The organism is Mycobacterium sp. MAA66 (genome assembly GCF_041261665.1).
In the GTDB taxonomy this organism is placed as follows: domain Bacteria; phylum Actinomycetota; class Actinomycetes; order Mycobacteriales; family Mycobacteriaceae; genus Mycobacterium.
In genome coordinates this window covers 285,002-303,197 of record NZ_JBGCCC010000003.1, presented here as the reverse complement: position 1 = coordinate 303,197, position 18,196 = coordinate 285,002, and the positions used below count along the sequence as shown (strand labels likewise).

12 protein-coding genes are annotated in these 18,196 nt (G+C 66.4%); 8 read left to right on the top strand and 4 right to left on the bottom strand.

Annotation, left to right across the window (positions count from 1 at the left end; translation table 11 throughout):
- Positions 1-23: 23 nt before the first annotated feature.
- Together ABIA30_RS13725 and ABIA30_RS13720 are read left to right on the top strand one after the other, a co-directional pair.
- Positions 24-3,446, top strand: coding sequence for a TM0106 family RecB-like putative nuclease (locus ABIA30_RS13725; RefSeq protein ID WP_370066124.1), 3,423 nt, complete (start codon positions 24-26; stop codon positions 3,444-3,446).
- Positions 3,443-4,801: an FAD-binding oxidoreductase gene (locus tag ABIA30_RS13720; RefSeq protein ID WP_370066122.1), complete on the top strand. Its 1,359-nt coding sequence runs from the start codon at positions 3,443-3,445 to the stop codon at positions 4,799-4,801. Before ABIA30_RS13725 ends, ABIA30_RS13720 begins: the two co-directional genes overlap by 4 nt.
- An 89-nt stretch (positions 4,802-4,890) precedes the next feature.
- On the opposite strand, the gene ABIA30_RS13715 is transcribed toward ABIA30_RS13720, so the two are convergent.
- Both ABIA30_RS13715 and ABIA30_RS13710 read right to left on the bottom strand, forming a co-directional pair.
- The gene (locus ABIA30_RS13715; RefSeq protein ID WP_370066120.1) at positions 4,891-6,654 is read right to left on the bottom strand and encodes an MFS transporter; all 1,764 of its coding nucleotides are present in this window, start codon (positions 6,652-6,654) and stop codon (positions 4,891-4,893) included.
- A gap of 10 nt (positions 6,655-6,664) precedes the next feature.
- The gene (locus ABIA30_RS13710; protein ID WP_370066118.1) at positions 6,665-7,930 is read right to left on the bottom strand and encodes a multidrug effflux MFS transporter; all 1,266 of its coding nucleotides are present in this window, start codon (positions 7,928-7,930) and stop codon (positions 6,665-6,667) included.
- Between the two features lie 140 nt (positions 7,931-8,070).
- Here ABIA30_RS13710 and ABIA30_RS13705 point away from each other — a divergent pair, with 140 nt between their 5' ends.
- The 4 genes from ABIA30_RS13705 to ABIA30_RS13690 all read left to right on the top strand — a co-directional run bounded on the left by ABIA30_RS13705 (position 8,071) and on the right by ABIA30_RS13690 (position 14,492).
- A complete protein-coding gene (locus tag ABIA30_RS13705) occupies positions 8,071-8,838 on the top strand; it encodes a hypothetical protein (RefSeq protein ID WP_370066116.1) in 768 nt (255 codons plus the stop codon).
- Between the two features lie 167 nt (positions 8,839-9,005).
- A complete protein-coding gene (locus tag ABIA30_RS13700; protein ID WP_370066114.1) occupies positions 9,006-12,704 on the top strand; it encodes a multifunctional oxoglutarate decarboxylase/oxoglutarate dehydrogenase thiamine pyrophosphate-binding subunit/dihydrolipoyllysine-residue succinyltransferase subunit in 3,699 nt (1,232 codons plus the stop codon).
- A gap of 121 nt (positions 12,705-12,825) precedes the next feature.
- The gene (locus tag ABIA30_RS13695) at positions 12,826-13,617 is read left to right on the top strand and encodes a class I SAM-dependent methyltransferase (protein ID WP_370066112.1); all 792 of its coding nucleotides are present in this window, start codon (positions 12,826-12,828) and stop codon (positions 13,615-13,617) included.
- A 41-nt stretch (positions 13,618-13,658) separates the two neighbouring features.
- On the top strand, positions 13,659-14,492 hold the full coding sequence (locus ABIA30_RS13690) for an SDR family NAD(P)-dependent oxidoreductase (RefSeq protein ID WP_370066110.1): 834 nt from the start codon (positions 13,659-13,661) through the stop codon (positions 14,490-14,492).
- On the opposite strand, the gene ABIA30_RS13685 is transcribed toward ABIA30_RS13690, so the two are convergent.
- Together ABIA30_RS13685 and ABIA30_RS13680 are read right to left on the bottom strand one after the other, a co-directional pair.
- On the bottom strand, positions 14,489-15,328 hold the full coding sequence (locus ABIA30_RS13685; RefSeq protein ID WP_370066336.1) for a glycine betaine ABC transporter substrate-binding protein: 840 nt from the start codon (positions 15,326-15,328) through the stop codon (positions 14,489-14,491). The two genes, ABIA30_RS13690 and ABIA30_RS13685, sit on opposite strands and share 4 nt — an antisense overlap.
- 8 nt (positions 15,329-15,336) lie before the next feature.
- Positions 15,337-16,506 (bottom strand): NADP-dependent malic enzyme, encoded by a 1,170-nt coding sequence (locus tag ABIA30_RS13680; RefSeq protein WP_370066109.1) that lies wholly within the window; start codon positions 16,504-16,506, stop codon positions 15,337-15,339.
- Between the two features lie 88 nt (positions 16,507-16,594).
- Here ABIA30_RS13680 and corA point away from each other — a divergent pair, with 88 nt between their 5' ends.
- Together corA and ABIA30_RS13670 are read left to right on the top strand one after the other, a co-directional pair.
- Entirely contained in the window at positions 16,595-17,698 is a 1,104-nt protein-coding gene (corA, locus tag ABIA30_RS13675; protein ID WP_370066108.1) for a magnesium/cobalt transporter CorA, read from the top strand.
- A gap of 221 nt (positions 17,699-17,919) precedes the next feature.
- Positions 17,920-18,195: a hypothetical protein gene (locus tag ABIA30_RS13670; protein WP_370066107.1), complete on the top strand. Its 276-nt coding sequence runs from the start codon at positions 17,920-17,922 to the stop codon at positions 18,193-18,195.
- Position 18,196: the final 1 nt, after the last annotated feature.

Genomic DNA, 18,196 nt, shown 5'->3' with positions numbered 1-18,196 from the left:
GCCCGCTGCCATAGGGTGACCACGTGTTCCTGAGCGCGGACGGCGGCACCGTCATCTACAGCGCCTCGGACCTGGCCGCAGCGGCCCGGTGCGAGTATGCCCTGTTGCGTGCCTTCGACGGCCAATTGGGCTGGGGGCCAGGCACATCTGACCAGGACGACCTGCTGACCCGCACCGCGACCCTCGGTGACGACCACGAACAACGTCACCTCGACGAACTGCGCGCCCAGTTCGACGACAACGTCACCGTGATCGGCCGGCCGCGGCCCTATACGGTCGGCGGGCTGGTCGCCGCCGCCGAAGCCACCCGAGCTGCGGTGCAGCGCCGCGCCCCGGTGGTCTACCAGGCGGCGATGTTCGACGGACGGTTCCTTGGATTCGCGGACTTTCTGATCCTGACCGACCAGGGATACCGCCTGCGGGATACCAAGCTGGCCCGGTCGGTCAAGGTCGAGGCCCTGCTTCAGCTGGCGGCCTACGCCGACGCGCTGGCCACCGCGGGCGTGCCCGTCGCGCCGGAGGTCGATCTGGTGCTCGGCGACGGCAGCATCGCGAGCTATCCCATTGCCGAACTGCTGCCCGTGTACGCGCCGCGGCGCGAGGCGCTGCAACGGCTACTCGACGAGCACCACGGCGGCGGCAAACCGGTGACGTGGGAGAACCCGGCCGTGCGGGCTTGCCACCGCTGCGAGGTGTGCGCCGTCGAGGTTCGCGCGCGCGACGACCTGCTGCTGGTGGCCGGCATGCGGATGAGCCAGCGGGCCCGGTTGCACGACGCCGGCATCGGCACCGTGCACGAGCTGGCCGAGCACACCGGTCCGGTGCCCGGGCTGTCGACACGCATCGCGGCGAGCCTGACCGGGCAGGCCCGGCTACAGGTCTCGCCCCTGGTCGATGCCAAGCCGCGGTTCGAGGTGATCGACGCGCAGCCGCTGACCGGCCTGCCCGAGCCGGACAAAGGTGACCTCTTTTTCGACTACGAGGGCGATCCGCTGTGGACGGTCAACGGACGCGACTGGGGTCTGGAATACCTCTGGGGCACCCTGACCGCGACGGGCGGCTTCCACCCGCTGTGGGCACACGACCGATCCAGTGAACGCCAGGCCCTGATCGACTTCCTGACCCTGGTACGCAAACAGCGCAAGCGTCACCCCAACATGCACATCTACCACTACGCGGCATATGAGAAGAGCACGCTGCTGCGACTGTCCGGCCGGTACGGCATCGGCGAGGACGAGGTCGACGAGCTGCTGCGCAGTGGTATCCTGGTCGACCTTCTTCCCTTGGTACGCAAGAGCATTCGGGTCGGAACCGAGAGCTACAGCATCAAATACCTGGAACCGCTGTACATGGGCGGCGAGCTGCGCGACGGCGAGGTCACCAAGGCCACCGACTCGATAACTCAGTACGCGCGGTACACCGAGCTGACCGCTGGCGGGAACCACGACGAAGCCGCGGTGGTACTCAAAGAGATCGAAGACTACAACCGCTACGACTGCGTCTCCACGCAGAAATTGCGAAACTGGTTGTTGTCCTTGGCCTTCTCCGAAGGCATCGCCCCTCGTGGGCCGGTCCCGGTCACCGGCGGCTCCCCCTCCGAAGCCGCGGTCGACGACGCCACGCAGCGCGCCCTGGCCGACTTCGCGGGCGACGGGGTCGGTCTACGCACCGCCGAGCAGCAGGCCGTCGCCATGCTGGCGGCGGCCCGCGGCTACCACCAGCGCGAAGACAAACCGTTCTGGTGGGCCCACTTCGACCGGATCAACAATCCGGTCGACGAATGGTCCGACAACGCAGGCGTTTTCGTGGCCAACGAGAAGCCCGAGGTCGTCGTCGACTGGAACACCCCACCGCGGGCCCGCAAGCCACAGCGGCAGGTCCGACTGATCGGCGAGATCGCGAACGGAACGCTGGCGCCCGGCGCGGAGATCTACGCACTGTACGACCCACCATCGCCGGCAGGGCTTTCCGACGATCCCGAAGTGCGCGCCGCCGGATCGGCGAAGGTCATCGACTGCAACGAAGACGGCACCGAGGTGACCATCCTGCACCGGACACCCAAAGACGCCGGCGAATTCAGCCAACTGCCGTTCGCACTGACCCCAGGCGGCCCGGTCAACACCAAGCCGATGCGCGAGTCGATCGCAACCACCGCCGCCGAGGTCGCCGCCGGCCTGCCCGCGCTGACGCCAACGGCGGTGCTGGACATCCTGTTACGCAACCACCCGCGCACCACCTCCGGCGCGACGCTGCCCCACAGCGACGACATGGCGGCCGATATCACCGCGGCCCTGCTGGACTTGGACGCGTCGTACCTGGCCGTGCACGGCCCGCCGGGAACCGGCAAGACCTTCACCGCGGCCCGGGTCATCGCGGCACTGGTGAACCTGCACCACTGGCGCATCGGTGTGGTGGCCCAGTCGCACGCCGTGGTGGAAAACCTGCTCATCGAAGTCGTCAAGGCGGGCGTCGACGGGCAGCGCGTCGGCAAGAAGCAGGCAGCCGACGACGCCCCCTTCATGGATGTTCCCGACAACCAGTACGCCGCGTTCATCGATGATCAGACCGGCTGCGTAATCGGTGGCACCGCATGGGATTTCGCCAATCCGAACCGGGTACCGCCAGGGGTCCTGGATCTGCTGGTCATCGAGGAGGCCGGCCAGTACAGCCTGGCCAACACCATCGCCGTCGCACCGGCCGCGCGCAACCTGCTGTTGCTCGGCGATCCGCAGCAGCTGCCTCAGGTCAGCCAGGGCACCCACCCCGAGCCGGTCGACGAGTCGGCACTGGGCTGGCTGGTCGAGGGGCAACACACCCTGCCCGCCGAACGCGGATACTTCCTCGACGTCTCCTACCGCATGCACCCGGCCGTGTGCGCGCCGGTTTCCGCGTTGTCCTACGACAACCGACTGCAGTCGGCAGCACAGGTCAGCGCGGCGCGTGAGTTGTCCGGTACCGAACCCGGAGTGCATCTGCTCACGGTGGCGCACGAGGGCAATTCCACCGAGAGCCCCGAGGAGGCCGACGCGATCGTGACGGCGATCAGCGCCCTGCTGGGCCGCCGGTGGACCGACGAGCACGGCGCCAATTCCCTTGGACCCGAACATGTTCTGGTTGTGACACCGTATAACGCGCAGGTCACTCTGGTGCGGGAACGGCTGGATGCGGCGGGCTACGAAGCTACGCAGGTCGGCACGGTCGACAAGTTCCAGGGCCGGCAGGCGCCGGTGGTGTTCATTTCGATGACCGCCTCGTCGGTCGACGACGTCCCGCGCGGGATGAGCTTCCTGCTCAACCGCAACCGCCTCAACGTGGCCATCAGCCGGGCGAAGTACGCGGCGTACCTGGTGCGGTCGACGCAGCTGACCGACTATCTGCCGGGCACTCCCGACGGGCTGATCGAGTTGGGTGCGTTCCTCTCGGTGACATCGGGGGCACCTCGATGACTCAAACACTCATCGAGCGCCTCACGGCGGTGGTCGGTGCCGGATATCTCAGCACCGACCCCGATGTCCTGGCCGGGCGCACCGTCGACCACACAGGGCGGTACCGGGGTCGGGCCGGTGCCCTGGTCCGTCCGGGCACCTCTGATGAAGTCGCCACGGTGCTGCGGGTTTGCCGCGACGCCGGCGCTTACGTCACCGTGCAGGGTGGGCGGACGTCGTTGGTGGCCGGCACTGTCCCCGAGCATGACGACGTGCTGCTGTCCACCGAGCGGCTCACGCGCATCGGCGAAGTCGACACCATCGAGCGCCGGATCCGGGTAGGCGCCGGGGTCACCTGCGCGGCAGTGCAAAAGGCAGCTGCGGCAGCAGGATTGGTATTCGGCGTGGATCTCGCCGCACGGGACTCAGCCACTGTCGGCGGCATGGCATCGACCAACGCCGGCGGCCTGCGCACCGTGCGTTACGGCAACATGGGCGAGCAGATCCTCGGACTCGACGTCGCCCTGCCCGACGGCACCGTGTTACGACGGCACAGCCAGGTGCGCAGCGACAACACCGGTTACGACCTGACCGCATTGTTCGTCGGAGCCGAGGGCACCCTCGGGGTCATCACCGGGCTTGATCTACGACTGCATCCGACGCCGCCACACCGGGTCACCGCGGTGGCCGGGTTCGACGATCTGGACGCGCTGATCGCCACGGGCCGGCGGTTCCGCGATGCGGACGGGATCTCGGCGCTGGAGCTGATCGACTCTCGTGCCAGCACGCTGACCGCCGAACACCTGGGAGTGGCCGCACCGGTCCCCGGCTGCTGGCAGCTCCTGATCGAGATGGCCGGCGAGACCGACCAGACCGAGCTACTCGCTGCCGCGTTGGCGGATACCGAATTGGCCGGTGAGCCCGCGGTGGGGATGGACACCTCTGCGTCGGCGCGGCTGTGGCAGGTGCGCGAATCGATCGCCGAGATCCTCGGCTGGTACGGCCCGCCACTGAAATTCGATGTGTCGCTGCCGCTTTCGAAGATCCACGAGTTCTCTGACCGCGCTACCGCGGTGGTCGCCGAGCACGCCCCGGATGCCATCCCGGTACTGTTCGGCCATATCGGCGAGGGCAATCTACATCTGAACCTGGTGCGCTGCAACGTCTCCGACGAGATCGAGCACGCCCTGTACGCAGAGATGATGGCGTTGATCGCGGACTGCGACGGCAACGTCAGCTCCGAACACGGCGTCGGCACCCGTAAGCGCGACTACCTGACCATGTCGCGCACCGATGCCGATATCGCCGCCATGCGGGCCGTCAAAGCCGCATTCGATCCGACCGGTTATCTCAATCCCGCTGTGCTGCTGCGCTAACCGAGAAATTGAACGATCCGGAACACAGTCCAGCAGCGTTGGGAATGCCCGTCGGCGGCCCAGGTGGGCTCGCGTGGGCCAGGCCACCCCTACATCGAATGCTTGCCGTAGATCCCCGGATCGGGTTGCAGGTCTTCGTCGTCGTCCCGGTAGTGCCGTCCGCGACTCGGCGCGATCAATGTCGGCGCCGGCTCGGCCCCGGCCTCACCCAACAGGTCATCGAGCGGCGCATACATCGGTGACTCGACCGGGATGGGCGTGGTGATCCGCTCCGACTCGTATTCGAAATCCAGCTGGTCGCGGTCCACGACGTACTCCAGATAGTCGTCGAAATCGGGAAAGTAGTTGGGCTCCACGGATTCTGATTCCGGTTCGGCAACCGGCCTGCGGGTGACCAGGGTGGCCAGCGGGTCCGCCTGACCACGCAGGAACATCGCGGCGATCACCCCGAACAGCGATACGAAGGCCGGCAGCAGCAGCGACTGCGACATCGCAGATGCGAACGCGTCGTGCAGGAACGGGGGCAACCGCAGCATGGCCCCCTCGGCGCCGCTCGGCCGTTGCCCGCCACCGGGCAGTTCGGCACTGATGCGCGCCGTCATGAACGCCGCCATGCCGGCACTGCCCAGCACCGAGCCGACCTGCCGGGTCGCGTTGTACACCCCGGACCCGGCACCGGCCAGCCGCGGCGGCAGGCCACGAGTTGCCGTGGCCGCCAACGGTGCCCAGATGAACGCCATGCCGACACCGATCACGACGAACGGCAGCATCAGCTGCCAGATCGGCGTGCTGGGGGTCAGCTCGAACGACAACCACGTCAAGCCGATCGCCAACGCCGAGAAACCGCCGCCCACGATGGGCTGCGGCGACACCCGGTCGACCAACTTGCCCACGACCGGCGCCAGCATGCCCGACGCGATCGCCATCGGCGCGGTCAGCAACGCCGCGCGGGTCGCGCTCATGCCGGCGACCCCCTGGGCGAAGAACATCACCGGCAGGATCATTGCGGTGACGGTGAACCCGATGGTCGCCACTCCGACGTTGGACATGGAGAAGTCGTTGTCGGCGAACATCTTCAGCGGAATCAGCGGTTCGTTCGGGTTGATCGACTGCCAATAGACGAAGGCCGCCAGGAGGCCGACACCGATGACGATGGTCAGCCAGATCCACAAAGACCAGTCATGCGACTGCCCCTCCTGCAGACCGAACACCAGGCAGAACATGCCGACTCCCGACAGCAGCACCCCGAGCATGTCGAATCGGTGCCGTTCGGTGGGCAACTGGGGCACCAGAACCCAGGCCAGCGCCAAGCCGACGAGTCCGATCGGCACGTTGACGAAGAAGATCCACTGCCAGCCCAGGTGATCCACCAGGACGCCGCCGGCCAGCGGTCCGACCAGGGTGGCCACCCCGGCGGTCGCGCCCCACAGGCTCATCGCCGCGCCGCGATGCTCGGGCGGGAAGATCCTGGTGATGGTCGACAGCGTCTGCGGGGTGAGCAGGGCCGCGCCCACCCCCTGGACCACCCGCGCGGCGATCAGCATGCCGATGCTGCCGGACAGGCCGCACCACAGCGAGGCCACGGTGAATATCGCCAGCCCGCTCAGATAGAGGTTCTTCGGACCGAACCGGTCGCCGAGTCGGCCGGACAGCAGCAGCGGCACGGCGTATGCCAGCAGGTAGGCACTGGTGACCCAGATGACCCCGTCGTAGTCGGTGTTCAGCTTGCCCATGATCGTCACGTTGGCGACCGCGACGATCGTCGAGTCGACCAGGATCATGAAGAAGCCCACCATCATGGCCCAGAGCGCCTGCCACGGATGAACCGGCCGGTGGGCGTCAGGACTTGGCATCACCTCGACGCTACGGATCGGTCGTTACCGGAACAAGTTCAGTGGTGGGTTCATGCCGCTCGTGTCCGGACGCGCCGACCTTGCCGACCGCCAGCAGGGCAAACAGGGCGATCACGACGCCTACGGTCATCACCACGGCGAGGGCCAACTCACTGTTTCCGAGGATGCCGACGACCGGGGCGATCACCGCACCGACGCTGAACTGCGCGGCCCCCAGCACGGCAGCCGCGGTCCCCGCAGCATCGGGATGACGCGTCAACGCCACCGCAGGGGTGTTGGGAATCACCAGCCCCATCGCGGCCAGGATCGCCCACACCGGCACCAGGAAGCCGACCACGCCGCCGACCTTGGTCACCGTCAGTCCGATGAAGATCACGCCCAGTACCACGGCCGCCACCAGCGCCCAGACCGCGATGGTCTGCGGGGCGTACCGGCGCAACAACACCACGTTGAACTGGGTGGCACCGATCAACGCGATCGCACCCGCGGCGAACACCAACGCGAACGCCTGCTGATTGAGCCCGTAGTGCCCCTGCAACACGAAAGATGCGCCGGCGATGTAGGCGAACAACCCCGACATGCCCAGTGCACCGACGAGCACCAGCACCACAAAACGGGCGTCGCTGAGGACTTCGCGATAGGTCCGCAGGATGTCCCGCAGGTGCAGCGGCCGACGGTGCTCGACGGGCAACGTCTCCGGCAGCAACAGCACTGCCACCACCAAAAGGGCGCCGGCCAACGCCACCAGCGCCGCGAACACCCAGTGCCACGAAGCGTGCAGGAGTACTGCCGCGCCCAGCGACGGCGCGATCACCGGTGCCACCCCCAGAACCAGCATCAACCGGGAGATCACGGTGGCGGCCACCGATTCGTCGAACAGATCGCCCACCACGGCCATCGACACCACCGATGCGGCCGCCGCGCCAATCCCCTGCAGACTTCGGGCCACCCCGAGAATCTCGATGTTCGGCGCCAGCATGCACAGCACCGAGGCCGCCATGTGCAACACGATCCCGGCCACCAACGGGCGGCGTCGGCCCACCGAGTCCGACAGCGGGCCGACGACCAGTTGCCCGAGCGCCAACCCGGCGAGGGTTCCGGTCAGGGTCAACTGGGCCACCGACGAGGTGATACCGAGTTCACCGGCGATCCGCGGCAACGCCGGCAGGTACATGTCGATGGTGAGCGGCCCGAGCGCAACCAACAGCCCGAGGACCACGATCATTCGGGTCCGGCTCGGTGCTGGTGTCACATCCACAAGGGGCGATGTTGCCATGACATTGGTTAGCAATGCATACCGATTATTTCTTCCTGTGGTTACCACCACAGGCCAGACCGGGCACGCAACCTATGCCGATGTTCGTTGAACACGCGTTAGCCTTCAATATCTGCCTATACGCATGGAGAGGCCGAATGATGAGTGCTCGCTCCGGCAGCAAGAACCACCTGCCTGCCAAGGACAGTGCCGCCGAAGATCCGGGCGCTGCTGCCCGCGCGCTGTCTCACGTCATCGAACGCAGTGCCCGGGTACAAGCACCGGCCATCAGGGCGTACGTCGGCAAGCTGCGTGCGCACAATCCGAACTCGACCCCAGCCGAGATCGCCACCCGCCTGGAGAAGCACTACCTGGCCGCGATCATGGCCAGCGGCGCTGCGGTGGGTTCGGCTGCCGCGTTCCCCGGCATCGGCACTGTCACCGCGTTGGCCGCGGTCGCCGGTGAGACCGTGGTCTTCCTGGAGGCGACGGCCGTGTTCGTGCTGGCGGTCGCCGAGGTATACGGCATTCCCACCGACCACCACGAGCGCCGTCGGGCCCTGGTACTCGCGGTGCTGGTCGGCGACGAGGGCAAGCAGGCCATCGGTGACCTGTTGGGCAACACCCGAACCAACGGAGCATGGCTGGCCGACGGTGCGGCCGCCCTGCCGTTGCCTGCCATGAGCCAGCTGAACTCACGACTGCTGAAGTTCTTCGTGAAGAAGTTCGCGCTCAAGCGCGGGGCGATCGCCTTCGGCAAGCTGTTGCCCGCGGGCATCGGCGCGGTGATCGGCGGCGGCGGTAACCGGCTGATGGGCAAGAAGATCATCCAGAACACCCACGACGCGTTCGGCCCGGCGCCGGCGAAATGGCCGACATCATTGCTGGTGTTGCCGACCCCGACCGCGCCCCGCGCTCTTCCTGAATAGCAAACCGGCCGAAGCGGGGATGGGATTCCACAGTCCGTGCGCCGCGACGAAGCGCTAGCCTTAGGCGGCACGGGGGCGGGAGACCTCCGACAGACAACATGGCGGGCATCCACCGGGCCACGGTCCGGTGCTCGCCGGGGCAGAAGGAAACGAGGCGAATAGCGGCCGTGAGCACTTCACCTTCACCATTCGGACAGAACGAGTGGCTGGTCGAAGAGATGTACCGCAAGTTCCGCGAGGACCCGGCCTCGGTGGACCCGAGCTGGCACGAGTTTCTCGCCGACTACTCACCCGAACCGGTAACGGACGCAACGGTTTCCGAAGTGCCCGCGGCACCCGCGCCCGCGCCCGCTCCGGTTGCGGCACCCGAGCCGGTGCGGGCCACCGCCGTGGCCGCGCCGGCCCTCGCTCCCCCTGCTGCTCCCCCCGCCGCAGCCAAGCCCGCTCCCGGACCGGCGCCCGCCGAAGGCGACGAGCTACAGATCTTGCGCGGCGCCTCAGCCGCCGTCGTCAAGAACATGAACGCATCGTTGGACGTGCCGACCGCCACCAGCGTCCGGGCCATCCCGGCGAAGCTGATGATGGACAACCGGATCGTCATCAACAACCACCTCAAGCGCACCCGCGGCGGCAAGATCAGCTTCACCCACCTGCTGGGTTACGCGATCGTCCAGGCGGTCAAGAAGTTCCCGAACATGAACCGGCACTTCGCCGAGGTGGACGGCAAGCCCAATGTCGTCACACCAGCTCACACGAATCTCGGCCTGGCCATCGATCTGGCCGGCAAGGACGGTGCGCGCCAGCTCGTCGTCGCCTCGATCAAGCGTTGCGAGACAATGGAATTCGGCCAGTTCATCGCTGCGTACGAGGACATCGTCCGACGCGCGCGGGACGGCAAGCTGACCGCCGAGGACTTCTCCGGCGTCACCATCTCGCTGACCAACCCTGGCACCATCGGCACCGTGCACTCGGTGCCGCGACTGATGCGCGGCCAGGGCGCGATCATCGGTGCCGGCGCCATGGAGTACCCCGCCGAGTTCCAGGGCGCCAGCGAGGAACGCGTCGCCGAGTTGGGTCTGGGCAAGCTGATCACGCTGACCTCGACCTACGACCACCGCATCATCCAGGGCGCCGAGTCCGGTGACTTCCTGCGCACCATTCACCACCTGCTGCTCGACGACGAGTTCTTCGACGAGATCTTCCGCGAGCTGGGCATTCCGTACGAGCCGGTGCGCTGGCGGATCGACAACCCCGACTCGATCGCCCACAAGAACGCCCGCATCATCGAGCTGATCGCGGCCTACCGCAACCGCGGTCACCTGATGGCCGACATCGACCCGCTGCGCCTGGACAAGACCCGCTTCCGCAGCCACCCCGACCTGGACGTGAACTCGCACGGGCTGACGCTGTGGGACCTGGACCGCGAGTTCAAGGTCGACGGTTTCGCCGGCAAGGAGTACATGAAGCTGCGCGACGTGCTGTCGGTGCTGCGCGACGCGTACTGCCGGCACGCCGCGGTGGAGTACACCCACATCCTCGAACCCGAGCAGCAGCGCTGGTTGCAGGAGCGCATCGAGGTCAAGCACGACAAGCTGACCGTCGGCGAGCAGAAGTACATCCTGTCCAAGCTCAACGCGGCCGAAGCCTTCGAGACCTTCCTGCAGACCAAATACGTTGGGCAGAAGCGTTTCTCGCTCGAAGGCGCGGAGAACCTCATCCCGATGATGGACGCCGCCATCGACCAGGCTGCCGAGCACAGCCTCGACGAGGTGGTGATCGGCATGCCGCACCGCGGCCGGCTCAACGTGCTGGCCAACATCGTCGGCAAGCCCTACTCGCAGATCTTCAGCGAGTTCGAGGGCAACCTGAACCCGACCCAGGCCCACGGTTCCGGCGACGTCAAGTACCACCTCGGCGCCACCGGGCACTACCTGCAGATGTTCGGCGACAACGAGATCGACGTCTCGCTGGTGGCCAACCCGAGCCACCTCGAGGCCGTCGACCCGGTGCTCGAAGGTCTGGTCCGGGCCAAGCAGGACCTGCTGGCCGGCGAGCACAGCGACAGCGACGACCACGGCCGGTTCTCGATCATGCCGATGATGCTGCACGGTGATGCGGCGTTCGCCGGTCAGGGTGTGGTGGCCGAAACGCTCAACCTGGCCCTGCTCAAGGGCTACAGCACCGGTGGCACGCTGCACATCGTGGTGAACAACCAGATCGGGTTCACCACGGCGCCAGCGGATTCGCGCTCCAGCGAGTACTGCACCGACGTGGCCAAGATGATCGGTGCGCCGATCTTCCACGTCAATGGCGACGATCCCGAGGCTTGCGCCTGGGTGGCCCGCATCGCCGTCGACTTCCGTGAGGCGTTCAAGAAGGACGTCGTCATCGACATGCTGTGCTACCGCCGCCGCGGCCACAACGAGGGCGACGACCCGTCGATGACCCAGCCGTACATGTACGACGTCATCGACACCAAGCGCGGCGTCCGCAAGACCTACACCGAAGCCCTGATCGGTCGTGGCGACATCTCGATCAAGGAGGCCGAGGATGCCCTGCGCGACTACCAGGGCCAACTGGAGCGGGTCTTCAACGAGGTCCGCGAGCTGGAGAAGCACACGATCGAGCCCAGCGAGTCGGTGGAGGCCGATCAGACGATCCCGCAGCGGCTGCTGACCGCGGTGGACAAGTCGCTGCTGGCCCGCATCGGCGACGCCCACCTGGACCTACCCGAGGGCTTCAACGTGCACCCGCGGGTCAAGCCGGTGCTGGAGAAGCGCCGGGAGATGGCCTACGAGGGCAAGATCGACTGGGCGTTCGGCGAGTTGCTGGCCCTGGGCTCGATGATCGCCGAGGGCCGGCTGATCCGGTTCTCCGGTCAGGACACCCAGCGCGGCACCTTCACCCAGCGGCACGCAGTGATCATCGACCGCACCACCGGCGAGGAGTTCACCCCGCTGCAACTGCTGGCCACCAACACCGACGGCACCCCGACCGGCGGCAAGCTGCTGATCTACAACTCGGCGCTGTCGGAGTACGCCGCGGTGGGCTTCGAGTACGGCTACTCGGTGGGCAACCCGGACGCAATGGTGTTGTGGGAGGCCCAGTTCGGTGACTTCGTCAACGGCGCCCAGTCGATCATCGACGAGTTCATCAGCTCAGGTGAGGCCAAGTGGGGCCAACTCTCGGACGTGGTGCTGCTGCTGCCGCACGGCCACGAGGGGCAGGGCCCGGACCACACCTCGGGCCGCATCGAGCGGTTCCTGCAGGTATGTGCGGAGGGCTCGATGACGGTCGCCCAGCCGTCCACCCCGGCCAACTACTTCCACCTGCTGCGCCGACACGGTCTGGACGGTATTCACCGCCCGCTCATCGTGTTCACCCCGAAGTCCATGCTGCGCAACAAGGCGGCGGTCAGCGACGTCAAGGACTTCACCGAGATCAAGTTCCGCTCGGTACTCGAGGAAGCGACGTACGAGGACGGTATCGGCGACCGGTCGAAGGTCACCCGGGTCCTGTTGTGCAGCGGCAAGCTGTACTACGACCTGGTGGCGCGCAAGGCCAAGGACCATCGCGAGGACATCGCGATCGTCCGGATCGAGCAGCTGTACCCGCTGCCCAAGCGCCGGCTCGATGCCACCCTGGATCAGTACCCGAACGCGCAGCAGTATTTCTGGGTGCAGGAGGAGCCGGCCAACCAGGGCGCCTGGCCGACCTTCGGGCTGAACCTGCCCGAGCTCTTGCCGGACAAGCTGACCGGGATCAAGCGCATCTCCCGGCGCGCCATGAGTGCACCGTCGTCGGGTAGCTCGAAGGTGCACGCTATCGAGCAGCAGGCGATCCTCGACGAGGCCTTCGCCCCGTAGTCCTCGAGTGTGAGCTCGTGTGCGAACGTCCCGCCGAAACTCGCACACCAGCTCACACTCGGCCTGCCAGTACGGATCTGGGACGTCGCTGTGACGAGCCATGCCGACATACCGTGGTCCGATGAGCCCCGACACTGCCGCGTTGCTCCGAGACCACCGCGCCGACTACGGCTATGACGGCGACTACCGGGTGATACCGGCACCCGGTGTCGCAGGTATCACCGCGGCCATGTGTGTGGGCCTGGCGCTGACCTCCGCGCGGCTGGCCAAACGGCACCGCCTCGCAGCGTTGGTGGTCGGCGCGACCGCCGCCTGCCTCATGATCACGGCGGCGATGTTCGTCAGGACCACACGGATCGGCAAGTTCGAGGTGTGGGCACAGATTCTCAGCGGTCTGGGACTGCGCGGTGACGAGACGGTCCTGGACCTGGGCTGTGGCCGCGGTGCGGTGCTGCTGGCCGTGGCCAAGCTCCTGCCGAACGGACGGGCAATCGGGGTGGACATCTGGCGCGCCGACCAGACCCACAACGCCGAAGCCAACACCCGGGACAACGCCGAATCGGAGGGCGTCGCCGACCGGATCGAGTTGCACACCGCCGACATGACCAACCTGCCGCTGCCCGACGACAGCGTCGACCTGATCGTGAGTAGCCTTGCGGTGCACAATATTCCGGGTCGGCACGGCCGCGCGCAGGCGATCAGCGAAGCCGCCAGGGTTTTGCGTCCCGGCGGCCGGCTGGTGCTGGCAGATCTGGCTGAGACAGCTGTCCACGTCCGGCAGTTGCATGAACTCGGCTGGACCTCGGCGCGCCGCCGCAATCTCGGCTGGCGAATGTGGTGGGGCCCGGGCATGTCGACACATCTGGTCACCGCGACCAAGCCTGCCGTAAGCAGAACCGCGAGTATCGGATAACCTGACGCCAACTCAACACGCGTCAACACAAGGGAGTGTTCATGGAGGGCTTCGCGGGGAAAGTTTGTGTCGTCACCGGTGCCGGGTCCGGCATCGGGCAGGCATTGGCTGTCGAACTGGCCCGCTCCGGCGCGCTACTAGCGATCAGCGACGTCAACACCGAGGGCCTGGCTCAGACCGAGGAACGGATCAAGGCCATCGGCGCACCGGTGAAAACCGACCGACTCAACGTCACCGAACGCGAAGCCTTCGCCCTGTACGCCGACGACGTGGCCAAGCACTACGGCAAGGTCAACCAGATCTACAACAACGCCGGCATTGCCTTCACCGGTGACATCGAGGTCAGCCAGTTCAAGGACATCGAACGGGTGATGGACGTCAACTTCTGGGGCGTGGTGAACGGCACCAAGGAATTCCTGCCGCACCTGATCGCCTCCGGCGACGGCCACGTGGTCAACGTCTCCAGCGTGTTCGGCCTGTTCGCGGTCCCCGGTCAGGCCGCCTACAACGCCTCCAAGTTCGCCGTCCGCGGTTTCACCGAGGCGCTGCGCCAGGAGATGAAGCTCGCCGGTCATCCGGTCAAGGTGACCACCGTGCATCCCGGCGGGGTCAAGACCGGAATCGCCCGCAACGCCACCGCGGTCGAGGGAATCGATCCCAAGGAACTGGCCAAGACCTTCGACGCGAAGCTGGCCAAGACCACGCCGGAGCAGGCCGCCAAGATCATTCTCGAAGCGGTCCGCAAGGGCCAGGCGCGGGTGCTGGTCGGCCCGGACGCCAAGCTGTTGGACCTGATCATCCGGGCCACCGGTTCGGGCGCCTACCAGGATCTGTTCTCCCGGGTCACCTCACGGCTGATGCCCCGCGCGCACTAGTGGTCCAGCGGGTGCTGGGCGAGCCATGCACCCGCGACATTGGCCGGATCGGCCCCTCGTTGCACTTGACTGAGCATGTCGGTGAGCGTCACGGTGTCCAGCTCACCGGCAATTCCGTTGAGCGCCAACACCTGCTGCTCGCTCAGCTCATTGCGCCGGTACAAGGGCACCACGTTCTCGGCGCGGATCAGCGACGTCTTGTCGGACAACACCACCACGTCGGTGGGCGCCGCCGGAGCCGCGGTGGAGGTCCAGGCCAGCGTCACCGCACCTTTGGTCAGGGCGTCGAAAAGTGCTGCGACATCGGCAAATTCGCGAGCCGGCGGTAGCCGACAATCCCCCACCCGGGCGGGATGCACGGCTCCCGCAACGACACCGACCGTCACACCAGGGCAGTGCTGCAGCAGCGCCGCCACGTCGCCGCCACCCCACGCGACAGCAGTCGCCGCAGCCACCGCGACGGCCGGTTTGTCCTGCGCCGAAGCCGTATAGTCCGCTGCCGCAACACCTTCGGGTAATGCCGAAATCATCTCGCGATATACCTGCTCGTCGGCACGTGCTGCCGGATGCGGGGCGAAGCGGGTCAACAGCTCACCGGTGAGGCCCGGCACGACGGTGACCGCCCCCGTATCCAGAGCAGTCACCGGATCCGGCTGGGTCTGCACGTGCGCGGCGGTGCCGAAATAACGCAACGCGGACGCATACAGCTCTGCCAGTAGCGCCGACTCCCGCGTCGGGGCGGCACCGACCGCCAATGACGGCCTCGGAGGCGGTGCGTCCGTGCCACATCCGGCCAGCGCCAGCATGGCCACCAGCGCAACCGCCAACCGGCGCATCATCGGCCTCAGTCGCGCGACGCTGCCGCCACGGCCGCGGCGACCGCCGGACCCACCCGCGGATCGAGCGCGCTCGGCACGATGTGATCGACCGCGAGATCGTCACCCACGACCGAGAAGATCGCCTCAGCCGCAGCCAGTTTCATCTTTTCGGTGATCCGCCGAGCGCCGGCATCCAAGGCCCCGCGGAACACTCCGGGGAACGCCAGCACATTGTTGATCTGGTTCGGGAAGTCACTGCGACCGGTAGCCACCACCGCCGCGTACTTACGAGCGACATCCGGGTGAATCTCCGGGTCGGGGTTCGACAGCGCGAACACGATGCAGTTCGGTGTCATGGTCGCGATGAGTTCCTCGGCGATCAGCCCGGCCGACAGACCCAGGAACATATCGGCACCGTCGAGCGCCTCGGCTGGGCCGCCGGTGCGGCCCGCCGGGTTGGTCCTGGCCGCCAATTCCGCCTTGAACGAGTTCAAGTCGTCGCGTCCACTGTGCACGATGCCCTTGCTGTCCAGCACCGTGATGTCCGAGATGCCCTCGGCCAGCAGGATGTTCGCGCACGCCACTCCCGCCGCACCGGCGCCCGAGATCACCACACGCAAGGACTTGATGTCCCGGTCGAGTGCCTTGGCCGCACCCATCAGGGCAGCCAACACCACGATGGCGGTGCCGTGCTGGTCGTCGTGCATCACTGGGCAATCGAGGGCTTCGACAACCCGGCGCTCGATCTCGAAACAGCGCGGCGCCGAGATGTCCTCCAGGTTGACCGCACCGAACGTCGGGCGCAGCCGCACCAGGGTCTCGACGATCTCGTCGGGATCCTTGGTCGCCAGCACGATCGGAATGGAGTCCAGTCCACCGAAAGTCTTGAACAGCGCGCTCTTACCCTCCATCACGGGCAACGACGCCGCCGGACCGATGTCGCCGAGTCCCAGCACCGCGGTTCCGTCACTGACCACCGCCACCAGCCGGTTGGACCAGGTGTACTTCTTGGCGAGTTCGGGATCGGCGGCGATGGCCCGACTGACCTGCGCAACACCCGGGGTGTAGGCGATCGACAGCGCGCGTTGAGTATCGAGCGGCTCGTTCAGCCCTACTGAGAGCTTGCCGCCTTCATGGGCAGCGAAGATCTCCTCGTCATTGATCTTGACCTGCGGGGTACGACCCTTTTCAGACACCGCGACAGGTTACTTCACCGCTGACGTGACTCGCCGGTACGCGTAGCATTTCTGCTCGGCCACATGGCTAACCGAGAGAAGGCCCGTCATGCCGTCATTCCGCGCGCTACCACCGTCACTGCGACCTCAGCAGACGAAACCGGCGACCAACCTGGATCCCCGCACCATTCACGTGCCGGTGGCCCGGGCCATGGTCGACTGCGGCGTCTACACCGAGGGCACCCGACTGCCCGGCAAGTACACCCCTGCGGCAGCCCGCGACAAAGTGCGCGAACTACAGGACGAGGGTAAAGCGGCGTTCCTGTGGATCGGGCTGCACGAACCTGACCAGCACCAGATGCAGACCATCGCCGACATCTTCGGCCTGCATGAACTGGCTGTCGAGGACGCCGTGCACGCACATCAGCGGCCCAAGCTTGAGCGGTACGACAACACCCTCTTCCTGGTACTCAAGACGGTCAGCTACGTCGAACACGAATCAGTCGCCATGGCCCGCGAGATCGTCGAAACCGGCGAGATCATGGTGTTCGTCGGGCCCGACTTCGTGGTCACCGTCCGGCACGGTGACCACACCGGTCTGGCCGGCGTGCGGCATCGGCTGGACCATTCGCCGAACATCCTGACGCTCGGCCCTTACGCGGTACTGCACGCCATCGCCGACCACGTGGTGGACAGCTACCTCGAGGTCACTCATCTGGTCGAGACCGACATCGATGCGATCGAGGCGACGGTGTTCTCACCGACCACCCAGACCAACATCGAGTGCATCTATCTGCTCAAGCGCGAAGTGGTCGAACTGCGCCATTCGGTGATCCCGCTGACGATGGCGCTGCAGCGACTGCTGTCCGATCACAACGACCTGATGTCAAAAGAGGTCCGTCGCTACATCCGCGACGTGCACGACCACAACAGCCAGGTGGCCGACCAGATCACCGGTTTCGACGAGATGCTCAGCTCATTGGTGCAGGCGGCGCTGGGCAAGGTCGGCATGGAACAGAACGTCGACATGCGCAAGATCTCGGCGTGGGTGGCCATCGCCGCGGTGCCCACCATGATCGCTGGCATCTACGGCATGAACTTCGAGAATATGCCTGAATTGCATTGGCATTATGGGTATTTCGTAGTTCTCAGCGTGATGGCGACAGTCTGCACGCTGTTGTACCGGACCTTCCGGCGTAACCACTGGCTGTAGGCCGGGGCCCGAGCAGACCGCCGCCCACCGCGACCAGAGCGGCTAACCGTAAGCGGTCCAACAAGATTGGATGCCAAGCGCACGTCAGGTGAACATAGCCTGACAAATAAGCCTGTCTAATAGCTTGGGATGGTGGCACCCTCGGAACGTCGCCGTCCCGAGGCCCTGACTCTTTGCGCAAAACACGCCACGTGACTCCACTGATCAGGCATGATCGCGGCATGTCACTACGAGCCAAGTCACTCGCGTTGGCGGTCGCCGTTGCAGGCGCCACCCTTGCCGGCATCGCTGCGCCACTCGCCCATGCCAACGGCGCGGACGCCGTCATCAGGGATCTGGAATCCGAGGGCTACCACGTCAGCATCAATTGGCTCAACGGTGCCCGGACCACGTTCCTGCCGCGCTGCACCGTGGTCCGGGTCAACAACCCTTCATCGGACGAACCCTCGCCGGGTGACAACATCTGGGTCGATGTCACCTGCCCGAACCCCTCTTAGC

Bases quoted from the DNA above. Each gene is read 5' to 3' on its own strand.
- corA (WP_370066108.1), top strand. From the start codon at position 16,595: ATGCCGTCATTCCGCGCGCTACCACCGTCACTGCGACCTCAGCAGACG.
- ABIA30_RS13705 (WP_370066116.1), top strand. From the start codon at position 8,071: ATGAGTGCTCGCTCCGGCAGCAAGAACCACCTGCCTGCCAAGGACAGT.
- ABIA30_RS13670 (WP_370066107.1), top strand. From the start codon at position 17,920: ATGTCACTACGAGCCAAGTCACTCGCGTTGGCGGTCGCCGTTGCAGGC.
- ABIA30_RS13690 (WP_370066110.1), top strand. From the start codon at position 13,659: ATGGAGGGCTTCGCGGGGAAAGTTTGTGTCGTCACCGGTGCCGGGTCC.
- ABIA30_RS13695 (WP_370066112.1), top strand. From the start codon at position 12,826: ATGAGCCCCGACACTGCCGCGTTGCTCCGAGACCACCGCGCCGACTAC.
- ABIA30_RS13715 (WP_370066120.1), bottom strand. From the start codon at position 6,654: ATGCCAAGTCCTGACGCCCACCGGCCGGTTCATCCGTGGCAGGCGCTC.
- ABIA30_RS13685 (WP_370066336.1), bottom strand. From the start codon at position 15,328: ATGCGCCGGTTGGCGGTTGCGCTGGTGGCCATGCTGGCGCTGGCCGGA.
- ABIA30_RS13710 (WP_370066118.1), bottom strand. From the start codon at position 7,930: ATGGCAACATCGCCCCTTGTGGATGTGACACCAGCACCGAGCCGGACC.
- ABIA30_RS13720 (WP_370066122.1), top strand. From the start codon at position 3,443: ATGACTCAAACACTCATCGAGCGCCTCACGGCGGTGGTCGGTGCCGGA.